Below are 15,425 nucleotides of genomic sequence, written 5' to 3' on the forward strand. Positions count from 1 at the left end.
ACATATCCAGCGATCCCTGTGCACTAAGCGTCTGCTCGCCGAATGAAGTGGAGGCGCTGCGTGACTCAACCGGTCCAGCCCACCGCACGAGGCCGTCAAACGCAGGCCGCCATCGACGAGGCCGCACGAACTGTCATTGCCCGCAAGGGAATCCTCGCCGCCACCGTCGCCGATATCGCCTCGGAGGCCGGCCGATCCACGGCATCGTTCTACAACTATTACGACTCCAAAGAAGCGATGGTCGCGCAGTGGGCCATGCGATTTCGTACCGAGGCTCAGCAGCGGGTGTCTTCGCTGGTAGCGGAGCCACGGGCGCAGACTGATAAACAGCGCGCACGTGACATCGCCACGGCGCACTGGCTCACCTGGCGCCACCAGCTGGCCGAGATGATCAGCGTGTCGCAGCTGGCCATGATCAATGCCGAATTCGCCGAGTTCTGGAGCCAAATATGTTCCGAACCCATCGATTTCCTCACCACCACCATCAAGCGCGCACAGCGCGACGGCTACAGCCCCGGCAACGATTCGCACCTCATGGCCACCGCGATCGTCTCGATGATGAACCAGTTCGCCTACCACCAGCTCAGTCAGGGCAATGCCGCCAACGTCGACGACGATGCCTGCATCGACACCCTGGCCGGAATCTGTTACCGCGCCATCTATTCCAAGGAGGTCTGCTGAATGCCCACCGAATTGACCGTCGAGCGAGAGTTCATCGGGTTGCCCTCGCCAACCGCCGGGCGCAACGGCGCCGGCGGGCATCCGTGCCAGGGTCTGTACCACCGGGCGGCCGGGACCAAGCCCAAAATTGCCTTCATCGCCACCCACTATCAGATCGATTTCTCCGAGCACTACATCGCTGAATACCTGGCCCGCCATGGGTACGGATTCCTGGGCTGGAATACCCGATTTCGCGGATTCGAAAGTCACTTCCTGCTCGACCACGCGCTGGTCGACATCGGCGTGGGCGTCCGCTGGCTGCAGGAGCAGGCCGGTGTGGAAACCGTCTTGCTGCTGGGCAATTCGGGTGGCGGATCGCTGATGTCTGCATACCAGTCGCAAGCGGTGGCTCCCAAGGTGACGCCACTGGCGGGCATGCGTCCGGCCGAAGGTCTCGACAGCCTGCCCGCAGCTGCGGGCTATGTCGCCAGCGCCGCACACCTCGGCCGTCCCGATGTCCTGACCGACTGGATGGACGCCTCGGTGATCGATGAGAGCGATCCGGCCTCCACCGACCCGGCACTCGATCTGTTCAACGAGCAGAACGGGCCGGCCTACTCCCCCGAATTCGTCGCCGCCTACCGCGAGGCACAGGTGGCACGCAATCACCGGATCACCGCCTGGGCTCTCGAGGAGTTGGAGCGAGTGCGTGCGGCCGGGTTCAGCGACAGCGCCTTCACCGTGCACCGCACCTGGGCCGACCCGCGCATGGTCGATCCCACGCTGGAGCCCACGAAGCGCCCGGCCAACCTGTGCTACGCGGGAGTGCCCGTGAAGGCCAACCGCTCGACATTCGGAATCGGTTGCGCCACCACGCTGAAGAACTGGCTCGGTATGTGGAGCCTTTCTCATGCCCAGACCCGCGCGGAACCACATCTGGCCGATGTCAGCGTCCCGGCGCTCGTCATCAACGCCGATGGCGATACCGGAGTCTTCCCGTCGGACGCCCAACGCATCTACGACGCCCTGGGCTCGACCGACAAGTCCCAGGCCTCCATCGACGCCGACCACTACTTCCAGAACCCGGGCGCTCGCCAGGAGCAGGCCGATACCATCACAGAGTGGGCAAGCAAGCGGTGGGGCTGAGAGTTCTCGCCCATTTTCCGGGCGGTCCCAGGGTCCGCGAACAGCTTGCACCGCATGCCGATTGGCTCGACGTACATTTCTGCGCCGAGGATGACGACGACGCCTTCTACGCCGAGCTGCCGCACTCCGAGGTGCTATGGCATGTGCTCCGTCCACTGTCCGCCGACGACATCGCGAAGGGTGAACGGCTGCGGCTGATCCATAAGTTCGGCGCCGGGGTAAACACCATCGCACTGGACACCGCGACCGCACAGGGAGTTGCCGTCGCGAATATGCCCGGGGCCAACGCCCCATCGGTCGCCGAGGGCACCCTCCTGCTGATGCTGGCGGCGCTGCGGCAGCTGCCGCGGCTGGACCGGGAAACCCGGGCCGGGCGGGGTTGGCCCACCGATCAATCGCTCGGCGACACCGTGCGCGATATCGGTTCCTGCACAGTCGGATTGGTTGGCTACGGCAATATCGCCAAGACCCTGGAACGGATCCTGCGGGCCATAGGAGCCGACGTGCTGCACACCAGCACCGGCTACGACGGTAGTACCGGCTGGCGCGGCATGGATGACCTGCTGACCAGCAGCGATATCGTCTCGCTGCATCTGCCGCTGACCACGGAGACCACCGGTCTGCTCGACACCGCGGCCCTCGCCCGGATGAAACCCGGATCGGTCTTGGTGAACACCTCCCGCGGCGCTATCGTCGACGAGGTGGCACTGGTCAACGCCCTGCAATACGGCCCACTTGCCGCAGCCGGGTTGGATGTCTTTGCACAAGAACCTGTTTCATCGCAGAACCCGTTGCTGGCACTGCCCAATGTGGTGCTCACGCCGCATGTCACCTGGTTCACCGCCGACACCATGACGCGCTACCTCAACCATGCGATCGACAACTGCCGGCGTATACATGAGGGGATGCCGCTAGCTGACCGCGTGCGCTAGGCTAGCGCCCTAAGATTTACACTAGGCAGTATTCGTAAAGAAGATTCGTACAACGAAACCACAATGGCGTGGGAGGACGAATGGGAACAGCCGTGCAACTCGCGGGCAAGGTCGTCGCCGTCACCGGCGGAGCGCGCGGAATCGGCCGGGCCATAGCCACGGCTTTCGCCGCCGAAGGCGCAAAGGTGGCGATCGGCGATATCGACAAGAAGCTGTGTGAGAACACCGCTGCCGAGATCGGAAACGGTGCGATCGGCCTTCCGCTCGACGTCACCGATCACGGCAGCTTCGAGGCCTTCTTCGACACCGTCGCAGCCACTATCGGGCCCGTCGACGTGATCGTCAACAACGCGGGCATCATGCCGATCACCCCGTTCGACGAGGAGTCACTCGACTCCATCCAGCGCCAGCTCGATATCAACGTGCGCGGCGTCATGTGGGGCAGCCAACTCGCCATCACACGGATGAAACCGCGCGGAGGCGGCGCGATCGTCAACCTCGCCTCGGCAGCGGGCAAGGCAGGTTTCCCCGGGTTGGCGACCTACTGTGCAACCAAACATGCCGTAGTCGGCCTCAGCGAGACCTTGAGCCTCGAGTACGAGCCGGACGGAATCTCAGTGGTGTGCGTGATGCCCGGGATGGTCAATACCGAACTGATCTCCGGCCTGGACAAGCATTGGCTGCTGAAAACCGTTGAGCCGGAAGATATTGCTAATGCCGTCGTCAAGGCTGTTCGCAAGGGCACCTTTCCCGTGTTCGTGCCCAAGACGTTCGGCGGCATGTACCGGACCCTGTCGGTGCTGCCGCGCAGTACCGGTAAGTTCCTGACCCGCAAGCTCGGCATCGAGAACTTCATGCTCGCCGCGCACGGCTCGGAGGCCCGCAAGGCCTACGAAGACCGCGCCGGCCATAGCGAGCCCAGCTCCGAATAGTTCGACAAAGAGTAAGGAATCGATTCGATGCCGATCGCCATCAACAGTGAGCATGTAGCACTCGCGGATTCCGCACATGCGTTCGTCGAACGTGTTGTGCCCTCCGAACTTCTCCACGAGACGCTTGAGACGCCGCTGCCGTGGCCGCCCCCGTTCTGGAAGGCCGCCGCCGATCAGGGTCTTACGTCTGTTCACCTCGCCGAGTCTGTTGGTGGCCAAGGATTTGGCGCGCTCGAGTTGGCGATTGTGGTGGCAGAGTTCGGACGAGGCGCCGTACCCGGACCGTTCGTTCCCTCGGTGATAGCCAGCGCCCTCATCAGCGCCCACGATGCCAACCATCCGCTACTCAACGATATGGCCTCGGGCGCATCCATCGCCACCTTCTCCGCAGGCTCGTTGTTCACCGGAACGCCTTCCGGCGACGGTCTCACCATCGATGGACAGGCACGCTCGGTGCCATCGGCGGTATCGGCGGCCTACGTGGTGGCTCCAGTCTCTGTCGGCACCGATCGCGTGTGGGTGGTCCTGAGCGCCGATGACGTCACCCTCGACCCGCAGCAGAGCGTCGATCCGCTGCGACCGGTCGCGCATGTGACGGCGGCCGGGGCGCAGGTTCCCGCCGATCGCGTACTGGCCAACCTCACCGACGCTCGCGCCACCAGCATCATCTCCACGATTGTGTCCGCCGAGGCCGTCGGTGTCGCCCGCTGGGCGACCGATATCGCATCCGAATACGCAAAGGTGCGTGAACAATTCGGCCGACCCATCGGGCAGTTCCAGGGCATCAAGCACAAGTGCGCCACCATGGCGGCCCTCACCGAGCGCGCCACCGCGGCCGTGTGGGATGCCTCCCGCGCTCTCGATGACGCCGACGAAACACCCGGGGTGGTGGAGTTCGCGGCGTCAGTGGCAGCGACACTCGCCCCGGCGGCGGCCCAGCAGTGCGCTCAGGACTGCATCCAGGTGCACGGCGGTATCGGCTACACCTGGGAGCACGATGCCCACATCTACTACCGCAGGGCACTGGGTCTCATTGCGGCCCTTGGCCGTTCCGGCGGCGCACCGGCGGGTGTGGTTCGCACGGCCCTCGAGCACGGACTGCGCAAGGTTGATATCGACCTGGCACCGGAAACCGAGGCCCTACGCGAAGAGATTCGTGCCGAGGTCGCCGGTCTGAAGGAGATCCCGTCCGGCAAGCGCAACGCGGCCATCGCCGAAGGCGGATGGGTGCTGCCGTACCTGCCCGTGCCGTGGGGACGGGCCGCCTCGCCCATCGAGCAGGTCATCATCTCGCAGGAATTCCTCACTGGAAAGGTGCGCCGGCCCCAGTTGGGCATCGCCACCTGGCTGGTGCCATCCATCGTCGCGTACGGCACCGAGGAGCAGAAGGAGCGGTTCCTGCCTCCCACTTTCCGCGGCGAAATGATCTGGTGCCAACTGTTTTCCGAGCCCGGTGCCGGGTCGGACCTCGCGGCTCTGTCCACCAAGGCGGTCAAGGTGGACGGCGGCTGGCGTCTCACCGGCCAGAAGATTTGGACCTCGGTGGCCCAGTTCGCCGACTGGGGCGCCTGCCTGGCCAGGACGGACCCAAGCGCCCCTAAACACAATGGCATCACCTACTTCCTCATAGACATGAAGAGCGAGGGCGTCACCGTACGGCCGCTGCGCGAGATGACCGGTGGCGCGCTGTTCAACGAGGTCTTCATCGACGATGTGTTCGTGCCCGATGAGCTGGTTGTCGGCGAGGTGGACCGTGGCTGGGAGGTCAGCCGTAACACCCTTACGGCGGAACGGGTTTCGATCGGCAGTTCCGATCTGCCGTTCCTGGCGAGCCTGGATGATCTGGTGAAGTTCGTCGGTGAGCACGAGCTCAGCGAGGTCGCGCGTGACCGGGCGGGGCAGCTCATCGCCGAAGGACACGGGGTGAGGCTGCTGAACCTGCGCTCCACACTCCTGACCCTCGCCGGCGGTGACCCCATGCCTTCGGCCGCTGTCTCCAAGCTGCTGGGCATGCGCACCGGACAGGGCTACGCCGAATTCGTGGTGAATCACTTCGGACAGGACGGTGCCATCGGCGATTCCTCGCAGGAACCCGGACGGTGGGCCGACTATCTTCTGGCCAGCCGCGCCACCACCATCTATGGCGGCACCTCCGAAGTGCAGCTGAACATCATTGCCGAGCGACTGTTAGGACTGCCGCGTGACCCGTAACTCCGCTACCGAAACCGCCTGGCGTGCGCACGAGGATTTCTTCAGCACCTCCGATGGCACCCGGATCGGTTTCTCCGACACCGCAAATCGTGCGGCGGGACACGATGGCCTTCGCGCAAGCGGCTCATCCCCAGTAACAGTTCTGTTCCTACACGGCTGGACTCAGAATCGGGAAGCCTGGGACGACGTCGCCGGGCCGCTGCACGAACGCAACCCGGAGCTGCGCATCATCGGGATCGACCATCGCGGTCACGGTAAGTCGGATCCCGCGCCCGAAGGCACCGTGAACGTTCCCCAACTGTCCACGGATGTCGCCGACTTCATCAACACCGAGATTCCCACGGGACAGATCCTGATCGTCGGTCACTCGATGGGTGGCATGACGATGATGGGTCTCGGAGAGCATCATCCCGACCTCGTGGCGCAACGTGTTTCCGGTGCGATATTCGTCGCCACCTCGGCAGGGCGGCTGCTACACCAACTCCGAGTGGTCCCGCCGGTATTCGAGGTCGTCAAGGCGGTGGTCCTCGGTGTCGTGGCGCAGGGGTGGTTCCTCAAGCAGGGCTACCTGATGCGCCCCATCATCTCGACACTGGTGTTCGGGCGTGACCCACGACCCTATGACGTGAGCCGGGTATGGGACCAGATCCGCTCGGGCACCCCGCGAAGCTACAAAGACGCCGCCGAGAGCATGGTGCTTCACGAAGACCTGACCGAGGGTCTGTACACGTACCGCGGCAAGCCCGTCGCGGTACTTGCGGGCGCACGCGATTTCCTCACTCCGGCAGGTGATTCCCGCACTATCGCGGCCATGCTTGATACCAAGGAGCTGCGCACGTATCCCGGTTCGGGCCATATGCTGCCCAATGAACGTGCCGGCGAGGTGGTCAACGAGATTGTCACCGTGCTCGAAGCGATGGGGACCGGAGTCGGTGCCGTTGGCGCCGGCGAGGCTGCGATTTAGAGTCGGTCGACTTCGACCGTCACACCCGACGCCACGCGGAGCCGTTTCAGCAGCGGGTCGCCCATAGCGGCCGCAGGCGTCAAAACCCCTAACCGGTCCGGCAATTCGCTGCGATCGAGCGCCAGGGTCAAGGCACTCTCACCGAGCAGTACCGCGGTTGCCTTGTACCCGGGATCGCCTTCCTGTGCGATCACCGCTCGATACCGCACACCCTCGGTTGTCGTGGTGTAGGTCTCGACGCGGTAGTGACCCTTGTCCCGGGTGCGCTCGCTGGGACCGGAGCCCGGCTTCGGCAGCAGGCGCTGGGCAATGAACTTCGGCATCGGCATCCGCGTTCCCAACCCGAAACCCATCGTCAGAAAACCTGTTACGGCCGCCGCGGCAACCGGAGCGACCACCGAACTACCCAGGCTCATTGCCTCCCGGTACCGCATGCGGGTGCCATAGCCCCAGTCCAGTAGCGCGTTACTACGCCGCACGATCCGAGTATTGACCGGTCCCATGAAGAAGGCACCCAGCCATTTGCCCTTCAACTCCGGCGCGATGGATTCGCCACGGAGTGTTTGGAATTCACGCTGGCGCCCCAATTCGGGCTCGGCGGGGCGGTCCGGGCTCAGCGAGTACGGGTCCTGAGAGTTGCGGCGCACCTCCGGGTCTTCGGCGCTTGCCTCCATGACCTCGACCATCGATGCAGCCGTACCACCACTGATACCGCCGCGGAACTTGCTCAGCACATAAGTTGTCTCAAGCAGCTCGCCGGTGCCGTCTTCCTGAGCCTGCCGGTACAGCGCGTACACGCTCAGATCCGATGGGATGGAATCGAATCCGCAGCAATGCACGATCCTGGCGCCGGTGTCGGCAGCCTGCTTGCCGTAGACGTCGATGCTCTCCCGGATGAAGTTGACCTCACCGGTGAGGTCCGCGTAGTCGGTTCCCGCCTCCGCGCAGGCCGCCACCAGCGGCAGCCCGTACTTCGTGTACGGCCCGACGGTGGTGACGACCACCTGGGTGGACGCCGCCATTGCCGCTAACGTCGCGGGCCTCGTCGTGTCGGCCTCGATCAGCGGCCAGTCTCGTGCCGCGGGACCACACGCATCACGCACCGCGGCAAGCTTTTCGGTGTTTCGACCGGCCAGCGCGATGCGCGCCCCGGTGGCCTCGACCCGTCCGGCCAGGTAGAGCGCGGTCAACTTCCCGACGTAACCCGTCGCCCCGTACAGAACGATGTCGTGTTCCCGAGACATTTGCTACACCTCCAGTTCGCGCAGCTGGCGCTTGAGAATTTTCCCGGAAGGGTTGCGCGGCAAGATATCCAAGAAGACGACATCGCGCGGCACCTTGTACCGGGCCAGGTTGTCGCGGACATAGGCGCGGATGGCATCTGCGTCTACCGTCGACTCCGGGTGGCGCACCACGAAGGCGCGCAACCGCGCTCCCCAGTCGGGGTCGTCGACTCCGAGCGCGGTGGCCTCGACGACATCCGGGTGCCCGCTGATCAGGTCCTCGATCTCGGCGGGGAACACGTTCTCGCCGCCGGAGACGATCATTTCGTCATCGCGCCCGGAGACATACAGCAGCCCGTGCTCGTCGAAGTAGCCGACGTCACCGCTGGACATGAGCCCGTCGATGATCTGCTTATGGCCACCGCCCGTGTATCCCTCAAAGGGGATGGCATTGCCAACGAAGATGCGGCCGATAGTTCCCTGCGGAACCGGCTTTCCGTCGTCGTCAAGAATCTTCACGGTGGCGCCCTTGACCACGGGCCCCACCGTGGCCGGGTTGATGGCGAGGTCCTGCGGGCGCGCGATGGTGGCGAACGCCACCTCGGTGGAACCGTACAGGTTGTAGATCACCGGTCCCAGGGTGTCCAGGGCACGGCTGGCAAGTTCGCCGCCCAGCTGCGAGCCCGATACGAAAGCGATACGCAGAGAGGACAAGTCGGGCTTGGTCTCGGCCTCGTCGAGGGCGTTGAGCAGCCTGTTCAACATCACGGGCACCACCACGATCGCGGTTACTCGATACTTCTCGATATCGGCAAGCACGTTCTCCGGCTTGAACTTCCGATGCAGGATGAGGGTGCAGCCCAGCGATAGCGCAAGGCTCTGATGCAGATAGCCGAGCGCATGGAACATGGGTGCGGGCACCGACGTGATCTCGCCCGAGCGGAACGGAACATGCGAGAACATGCCACCGACGGGCGCCAGCGTGAGTGCCAACTTTCGCGGCGCACCCTTTGGAGTGCCGGTGGTGCCGCTGGTAAGGATCACCAAGGACGAGTACTTCGCGGGACGCGGCGCAGGCGTCGTGCTGTTGCGCTTGATGACGGACTCGACGGTCTCGTCATCGGAGGCGACCTGGTCAGGGTTCTCCGGGTTGGTGGACAGCGCCGTCAGCCGGCCCAGCTCCGGGCTGTACCCATCCAGGAAATCGGTGTACTCCGCGTCGTAGATGAGCAGGCGGGCGCCCTCACGGTCGGCAACCTCTTTGGTCTGCGGGCCGGAGAAGTCGGTGTTGAGCAGGATGACGCGGGCGCCGGCGCGGTGTGCGGCGTAGTTGGCGATGATGAACCAGCGATGGTTACGCGCCAGGATCGCGACCCCGTCGCCGCCCTTGATGCCCAGGCGGATCAGCCCGTGCGCGAGTGCATTGATGCTGTCGTTCAGTTCGGCGTAGGTGATGGAGCCCTCGTCGTCGACTATCGCGGTCTGGGTGGGGCTACGGTGCGCGGCAAATGACGGCACAGCACCGATCTCGCCGAACCGGTAGAGATCGCGGCCAATCGCGGCGAGCACATTCGGCGGGTCCAGCTTGAGCATCCCGGCCTCGATGACCTTGCGGAGATAGTGCAGCTCAGCACCCCCGCGCTTCGCGAGATTCTGGAGCTTCGAGAAGAGCGGCCGTTCGGCGGTGATCGACATGTTCGACAGCCTATGTGACCTCGCTCTCAGCGTCACGGCCAACCGGTCGGTCGAGGGCACGGCACCAACTACCCCGGGAAAATCGGTCTGCAGCCCTACGATGACGCCATGTCGGAGGTGGTGCTGCAGGTCGCAGGGCGTGATGTCACTATCACGCACCCCGACAAGATGGTCTTTCCCGATTCGGGGATCACCAAGCTCGACCTGGTCCAGTACTACTTGGATGTCGCTGAGGGCGCGCTGCGTGGGGTGCGCGACCGCCCGATGATCCTGAAGCGATTCGTCAAGGGCATCTCGCAGGAGGCCGTGTTCCAGAAGCGCGTACCCGAGAAGCGGCCGGACTGGATCGCCTCCGCAGAACTGCACTACGCGCGCGGGACCTCCGCCAGGGAAGCTGTCGTCACCGACGCGGCCTCCCTGGCCTGGGTGGTCAACCTCGGGTGTGTGGATCTCAATCCGCACCCGGTGCGCGCCGAGGATCTGGAACATCCCGATGAGCTGCGCATCGACCTCGATCCGGTTCCCGGGGTGCCGTGGAGCCAGATCCTCGATGTCGCGTTCGTGGTCCGGGGAGTCCTGGAGGACCACGGACTGACCGCGTGGCCCAAGACATCCGGCTCCCGGGGTTTTCACATCTATGCGCCCGTCGCACCGCGATGGACGTTCCGGGAGCTGCGGCTGGCCGCCGAGACGGTGGCTCGCGAGGTGGAGCGCCGCGCCCCGGAGCTGGCGACCAGCCGGTGGTGGAAGGAGGAACGCCACGGAGTGTTCGTCGACTTCAACCAGAACGCGAAGGATCGCACGGTGGCCTCCGCCTACTCGGTGCGTGCGACTCCGGACGCCCGGGTGTCGACGCCGCTGCGCTGGGACGAGGTCGCGGGCTGCCGTCCCGAATCCTTCACGATGCCCACGGTCCGGGAGAGGTTCGCCGCTATCGGCGACCCGTGGCGAGGCATGGACTTGGAGAGGGAAGCTGCCACCGGCACGCTGGATCAGCTGCTTGAGTTGGCCACGGAGCTGGGTCCGGCCGAAAAGGCACCCAAGGGCGCAACGCGGGATGGGCAGCGTCAGTCGACGATGCCCTTGATCGAGATCGCCCGCACGAAGACCCGTCCGGAAGCCGAGGCCACGATCGTGCTGTGGAACAGCCGGTACCCCGATATCGAGAAATACCTTGAGCCACAGGACATCCTGCTCGACGGCATGCGTGGTCCGAGCTCGGTCTGGTATCGGGTACGGATCAATCTGGTCCACGTCCCCGAGGCGCAACGGCCCGCGCAGGAGGAATTGATCGCCGACTACTCGCCCTGGGGCTCTCAGCCCCACCCGTGAACGAGAGTTAGCCTCGGAGAACCCACGTTGACGAGCGCTCCCCCGCCATGCCACCTAGCATCGGCGCTAAGAGCAAGGGAGACAACAATGACCGACACCATGCCGAAACGTCAGTCCGGGGCGGCCGCGCTGTGACGGCGAATTCACCGGATTGGGATGTGGTCGGCCGAGCCAGCTATGTGTCGTTGACGAGCTATCGCAAGGACGGCAGCCCAGTTTCTGCCCCGGTCTGGATTGCCCCCGCCGAGGGCAAGCTCTACTTCTTCTCAGAGGTCTCCGCATACAAGGTCAAACGCATCCGCCGGAATGCGGACGTGACCTTGCAGCCGTGCGATGTTCGCGGGAAGCTCACCGCTGACTCTCCAATGGTCGCGGGCACCGCGCGGATCCTTAACTTCGAAGACACCCCGCGGGTCCGCAAGATCGTCAACCGCAAGTACTGGCTGTTGGGGCCATTGAGCCAATTCGGTGTTTGGATAACCCGGCGTCAGCAGGCATCGTTCGCCATCGAGATATCCCCCCGCGCACCAGCGCAGCCGTAATCCGGCTCAGCTCTCAAACACCGGCACGCCCCTGTCTCAAGAACCTCGCAGAACGGCCGCCGCCTTGCGTACCGCCGCAGTGATCGCGGTCAGCGTCACCGACTCGAATTTCCAATGCTGCCAGTACAGCGGCACGTCGAGATACCGGCCCGGGGCCACGTCGACGAGCCCATCGCGGCTCAGCTGTTCGGGCATCATTCCCCAGCCCAATCCGACCCGCAGCGCCTCGGTGTTTCCGCCCGTCGTGGGCACATAGTGCTCCGGGACGGTGACATCCCGGCGAAACAGCTTGCGCAGGAACTGATCCTGGAGAGCATCACGGCGGTCCCACCTGATCAACGGTGCTTGCCGCACCCGGTCTATCCCTGCCTCGACCAGCCCGCCCGGTAGATACCGCTCCACATAAGCCGGCGATGCCATCCCGAAGTAGCGCATGGCGCCCAGCGCCTCGGAACGGCACCCCGCAATGGGTTTCGGCTCGGTGGTCACCGCCGCCATGACGACCCCTGCGCGCAGCAGCTCTGCCGAGTGGTCCTGGTCCTCGATACGAATATCGATCAGCACGCCGTCGGGAACCCGTGCCAACACCGGGCCCATCCAGGTCCCGAACGAATCGGCGTTCACCGCGACTGCAACGCGTATCGGGGCGCCATCGGCGCCCATCTCCTGCAGTGCCTCACGTTCCAGAGTGCTGACCTGAGCCGCCAGCCTCATCAGCGAGGCACCCGCGTCGGTTGTCACACAGGGCCTTTCCCGACGAACGAGTACCTGGCCCACCGCTTGCTCCAACGCCTTGACGCGCTGGCTCACCGCCGAGGGGGTGATGACGAGCCTCCGCGCAGCGGCATCGAAGCTGCCCTCTTCGATGACGGCGGCGAAGGCCACCAGCTGTTGCGAATCCAGACTCACATTAGTAATTCTAATCCAGAGTAAGAATAATTAGCTGTACTACATTTTACAGTGGACCTAACGTCACAGAGATGACCGTCCTCTTCCTCGGATTCCTCACTGGAATGTCCCTCATCGCCGCCATCGGCGCCCAGAACGCGTTCGTGCTCCGCCAAGGGATCCGCAGTGAGCATGTGCTGCCGGTCGTCGCGGTCTGCATCACCGGAGACTTCCTGCTTATCGCCGCCGGGATCGGCGGTTTAGGCGGGCTCATCACCGCGAACCCGAGCCTGCTCACCGTGGCCACAATGGGCGGAGCGGCATTTCTCATCGGCTACGGGCTCATCGCGGCCCGGCGCGCGCTGCGCCCGGGAACCCTGGTCCCCGCGGAGTCCAATCCCTCGCGGCTGGGCGCCGCGGTTCTCACCGCGTTGGCAATCACCTTCCTGAACCCGCATGTCTACCTCGACACCGTGGTGCTCCTCGGGTCGATCGCCAATACACACCAGGACGCGCGCTGGCTGTTCGGTGCGGGCGCATTGACCGCGAGCGTCATCTGGTTTGTCGGACTCGGCTATGGCGCACGGCATCTCGCCGGGTTGTTCGAGCGCCCCGGAACCTGGCGGGTGCTGGACGCCGGTATTGCGCTCGTGATGATCGCGCTGGGGATCTCGCTGCTGGTCAACTGAGTGAAATCCGCCCTTGCCGAACCATTTGGTTCGGTATTAGCGTCGTTCCCGAACCAACTGACTTGGGAGAAATCATGGACGCCGAGAAGGCCCGCACCCGCTTCGCCGAACTTCGTGACCAGCGAGACGTCAGCCCGGCTGACCTCGACGAAATCTGGGCGGCCCTCGATACCGTCCGTCTCGAGGAGATGCTCGGCAATTGGAAGGGCGACGAGTTCCACACCGGGCACAAGATGAATGGTCAGTTGGAGGCCGCGCGCTGGTACGGCAAGATCTTCAAATCCATCAACGATGTCGAGCCCATCGTCTGTTATGGCGAGGATGGAAACCTCTTCTCCAACAACGAGTTAAGTCTCGGTGGCGCGACACTATGGGATATCGAGTTCCGCTCCGAGCTCACCGCCACGATGGTGTATGACGGGCAGCCCGTCTTCGATCACTTCAAGCGGGTCGACGAGAACACCCTAATGGGCATCATGAACGGCAAGCGCCAGCGCGCCAGCGGCAGCTACCTCTACTTCATCCTCGAACGCGACCGGTGAAGATCACTGCAGCCCTGAGTCATTCGCCGGATTCTCCCTTCATCCTGGAAGAGCTGGAACTGGACGAGCCGCGCCCCGACGAGGTGCTGGTCAAAATTCACGCCACCGGCCTGTGCCACACCGACCTGGCCTTCAAGTCCCAGGTTCGCGGCCCCGCCGTGCTCGGTCACGAAGGCGCTGGCATCGTTGAGGCGGTTGGCGACCAGGTAGACGGAATCCAACCGGGCGATCGGGTGGTGCTCAGTTACCGCAGCTGCGGGCACTGTCGGCAATGCGCCGCAGGCGAACGTGCGTACTGTTCGCGCTCCGCCCGGCTCAACCTATCGGGTACGCGGGCAGACGGTTCATCGACGTTGTCTCAGAAGGGGGCCCCGCTCTTCGGTTCCTTTTTCGGCCAATCCAGCTTCGCCCAGTACGCCCTCGCCGCCGACGACAACGTCGTCGTCGTAGACCCGTCGACCGACCTCGCCGTCGCCGCACCGCTCGGGTGCGGATTCCAGACGGGTGCCGGTGCGGTGCTGAATGTTCTTGCACCCAGCTCGGACTCACGCCTGGTCGTATTCGGCGCAGGTGGCGTGGGCCTTGCCGCGGTGATGGCCGCGCACGCGCTCGGTGTCGAGACGATCATCGCCGTAGACCCGGTGGCCTCCCGCCGCGCCAAGGCCGCCGAGCTCGGTGCAACCCACACCCTCGACCCGACAGCCGAAGACGTGGCCGAGGTGGCACGCGGTGCCACCCATGCACTCGACACGACCGCCAACCCCGGCGTCATCGCCACCGCGCTCGGCCTGCTGCGGCAACGCGGGGTACTGGTTCTGGTGGGACTGGGCGCTGCGCCCGGGACAATCGACCTCAACGATCTGATGCTCGGCGGCAAGACGATTCGTGGGTGCATCGAAGGGGACGCCAACCCAAAGGAGTTCATTCCGGAACTGCTGCAGATGCACGCGCAGGGTCGCTTCCCCATGGAATCGCTTATCAGCACCTACGCGGCGCGCGATATCGATCGCGCCGTCGCGGACGCACGATCCGGTAGCGCGATCAAACCGGTGCTGATCTGGTGAGCGCCATGCGGGCGGCCGGGCAGGCCACGCACGACAGAATCATGGCCGCGGCCAAGACCGAGTTCACCGAGTACGGCTTCGCCGGCGCTCGGCTGAACCGGATTGCCACCAACGCGAAGGCGAGCAAGGAGCGACTGTACAGCTACTTTGAGAGCAAGGAACAGCTCTTCGAAGCTGTTGTGGCTCAATGGATTAATGACGCGCCGTATAAGGTTCCGCTGCGCGCCGAGGACGTGCCGGGCTACGTCGCGGGACTATTCGACAATATCGTCGCCGACCCGCAGGGCGCACGATTGCAGCGCTGGATCGAGTTGGAAGCCCCCGACGGGATGTTCGGCGACCACGTGCTGCGCCACATCTTTCAGGCGAAGCTCGATGCCATCCGCCAGGGGCAGCAGGCCGGGATCATCGACCCGGCGTGGGACCCCATGAGTCTGCTCATGATGCTCATCGATATCGCCTACTCGATGGCGGCGAGCGGGTTTGGTATCGACCGGATTGTCGGTGAACAGCCGCGTGCCGACAGTGTCGCGGATCGCCGGGCCGCTGCCGCGGAGGCGGCGCGACGGTTGGTGGGCCGTCGATAAGACACCGACGGTGCGAGG

At 64.5% G+C, this 15,425-nt stretch carries 15 protein-coding genes; 12 read left to right on the top strand and 3 right to left on the bottom strand.

All coding sequences use genetic code 11. The annotated features are described in order from the left end of the window. The first annotated feature begins 60 nt into the window (after positions 1-60). The 6 genes from AB0H22_RS06590 to AB0H22_RS06615 all read left to right on the top strand — a co-directional run bounded on the left by AB0H22_RS06590 (position 61) and on the right by AB0H22_RS06615 (position 6,845). Positions 61-681, top strand: coding sequence for a TetR/AcrR family transcriptional regulator (locus AB0H22_RS06590; RefSeq protein ID WP_358145605.1), 621 nt, complete (start codon positions 61-63; stop codon positions 679-681). Further along, on the top strand, positions 682-1,806 hold the full coding sequence (locus AB0H22_RS06595) for an alpha/beta hydrolase (RefSeq protein WP_358145607.1): 1,125 nt from the start codon (positions 682-684) through the stop codon (positions 1,804-1,806). After that, positions 1,782-2,738, top strand: a complete 957-nt coding sequence (locus tag AB0H22_RS06600; RefSeq protein WP_358145609.1) for a 2-hydroxyacid dehydrogenase — start codon at positions 1,782-1,784, stop codon at positions 2,736-2,738. Before AB0H22_RS06595 ends, AB0H22_RS06600 begins: the two co-directional genes overlap by 25 nt. An 80-nt stretch (positions 2,739-2,818) precedes the next feature. After that, entirely contained in the window at positions 2,819-3,670 is an 852-nt protein-coding gene (locus tag AB0H22_RS06605; protein ID WP_180749189.1) for an SDR family oxidoreductase, read from the top strand. Between the two features lie 27 nt (positions 3,671-3,697). Continuing rightward, positions 3,698-5,881, top strand: a complete 2,184-nt coding sequence (locus AB0H22_RS06610; protein WP_358145611.1) for an acyl-CoA dehydrogenase — start codon at positions 3,698-3,700, stop codon at positions 5,879-5,881. Then, entirely contained in the window at positions 5,871-6,845 is a 975-nt protein-coding gene (locus AB0H22_RS06615) for an alpha/beta hydrolase (protein ID WP_358145613.1), read from the top strand. The genes AB0H22_RS06610 and AB0H22_RS06615 overlap by 11 nt, the downstream gene beginning before the upstream one ends. Here the strand turns inward: AB0H22_RS06615 and AB0H22_RS06620 are convergent. Continuing rightward, positions 6,842-8,089, bottom strand: a complete 1,248-nt coding sequence (locus AB0H22_RS06620) for a saccharopine dehydrogenase NADP-binding domain-containing protein (RefSeq protein ID WP_358145615.1) — start codon at positions 8,087-8,089, stop codon at positions 6,842-6,844. The genes AB0H22_RS06615 and AB0H22_RS06620 overlap by 4 nt on opposite strands. A 3-nt stretch (positions 8,090-8,092) precedes the next feature. Next, a complete protein-coding gene (gene fadD2, locus AB0H22_RS06625; RefSeq protein ID WP_358145617.1) occupies positions 8,093-9,763 on the bottom strand; it encodes a long-chain-fatty-acid--CoA ligase FadD2 in 1,671 nt (556 codons plus the stop codon). Between the two features lie 120 nt (positions 9,764-9,883). Between fadD2 and ligD the strand changes: the two genes are divergently transcribed. After that, entirely contained in the window at positions 9,884-11,095 is a 1,212-nt protein-coding gene (gene ligD, locus AB0H22_RS06630) for a non-homologous end-joining DNA ligase (RefSeq protein ID WP_358146114.1), read from the top strand. Between the two features lie 131 nt (positions 11,096-11,226). Continuing rightward, on the top strand, positions 11,227-11,637 hold the full coding sequence (locus AB0H22_RS06635; protein WP_358145619.1) for a PPOX class F420-dependent oxidoreductase: 411 nt from the start codon (positions 11,227-11,229) through the stop codon (positions 11,635-11,637). Positions 11,638-11,673: 36 nt separating this feature from the next. Here AB0H22_RS06635 and AB0H22_RS06640 read toward each other — a convergent pair whose 3' ends face one another. Beyond that, positions 11,674-12,546 carry a LysR family transcriptional regulator ArgP gene (locus tag AB0H22_RS06640; RefSeq protein WP_358145621.1) on the bottom strand — a complete coding sequence of 291 codons (873 nt, stop codon included), beginning with the start codon at positions 12,544-12,546 and terminating at the stop codon, positions 11,674-11,676. Positions 12,547-12,617: 71 nt separating this feature from the next. Here AB0H22_RS06640 and AB0H22_RS06645 point away from each other — a divergent pair, with 71 nt between their 5' ends. The 4 genes from AB0H22_RS06645 (at position 12,618) to AB0H22_RS06660 (ending at position 15,407) form a co-directional block, all read left to right on the top strand. Next, the gene (locus AB0H22_RS06645) at positions 12,618-13,214 is read left to right on the top strand and encodes a LysE/ArgO family amino acid transporter (protein ID WP_180749196.1); all 597 of its coding nucleotides are present in this window, start codon (positions 12,618-12,620) and stop codon (positions 13,212-13,214) included. Between the two features lie 74 nt (positions 13,215-13,288). Beyond that, a complete protein-coding gene (locus tag AB0H22_RS06650; protein ID WP_180749197.1) occupies positions 13,289-13,756 on the top strand; it encodes a DUF4334 domain-containing protein in 468 nt (155 codons plus the stop codon). Then, positions 13,753-14,820, top strand: coding sequence for an NAD(P)-dependent alcohol dehydrogenase (locus AB0H22_RS06655; RefSeq protein WP_180749198.1), 1,068 nt, complete (start codon positions 13,753-13,755; stop codon positions 14,818-14,820). Before AB0H22_RS06650 ends, AB0H22_RS06655 begins: the two co-directional genes overlap by 4 nt. A gap of 41 nt (positions 14,821-14,861) precedes the next feature. Then, on the top strand, positions 14,862-15,407 hold the full coding sequence (locus AB0H22_RS06660; RefSeq protein ID WP_358146116.1) for a TetR family transcriptional regulator: 546 nt from the start codon (positions 14,862-14,864) through the stop codon (positions 15,405-15,407). The last annotated feature ends 18 nt before the right edge of the window (positions 15,408-15,425 follow it).

Source organism: Mycobacterium sp. NPDC050853 (assembly GCF_040653875.1).
Lineage (GTDB): Bacteria > Actinomycetota > Actinomycetes > Mycobacteriales > Mycobacteriaceae > Mycobacterium.

What these genes read in the sequence shown, in the direction of transcription:
- AB0H22_RS06595 (WP_358145607.1), top strand. Translation starts at nt 682, where the DNA reads ATGCCCACCGAATTGACCGTCGAGCGAGAGTTCATCGGGTTGCCCTCG.
- AB0H22_RS06605 (WP_180749189.1), top strand. Translation starts at nt 2,819, where the DNA reads ATGGGAACAGCCGTGCAACTCGCGGGCAAGGTCGTCGCCGTCACCGGC.
- AB0H22_RS06610 (WP_358145611.1), top strand. Translation starts at nt 3,698, where the DNA reads ATGCCGATCGCCATCAACAGTGAGCATGTAGCACTCGCGGATTCCGCA.
- AB0H22_RS06620 (WP_358145615.1), bottom strand. Translation starts at nt 8,089, where the DNA reads ATGTCTCGGGAACACGACATCGTTCTGTACGGGGCGACGGGTTACGTC.
- fadD2 (WP_358145617.1), bottom strand. Translation starts at nt 9,763, where the DNA reads ATGTCGATCACCGCCGAACGGCCGCTCTTCTCGAAGCTCCAGAATCTC.
- AB0H22_RS06645 (WP_180749196.1), top strand. Translation starts at nt 12,618, where the DNA reads ATGACCGTCCTCTTCCTCGGATTCCTCACTGGAATGTCCCTCATCGCC.
- AB0H22_RS06650 (WP_180749197.1), top strand. Translation starts at nt 13,289, where the DNA reads ATGGACGCCGAGAAGGCCCGCACCCGCTTCGCCGAACTTCGTGACCAG.
- AB0H22_RS06660 (WP_358146116.1), top strand. Translation starts at nt 14,862, where the DNA reads ATGGCCGCGGCCAAGACCGAGTTCACCGAGTACGGCTTCGCCGGCGCT.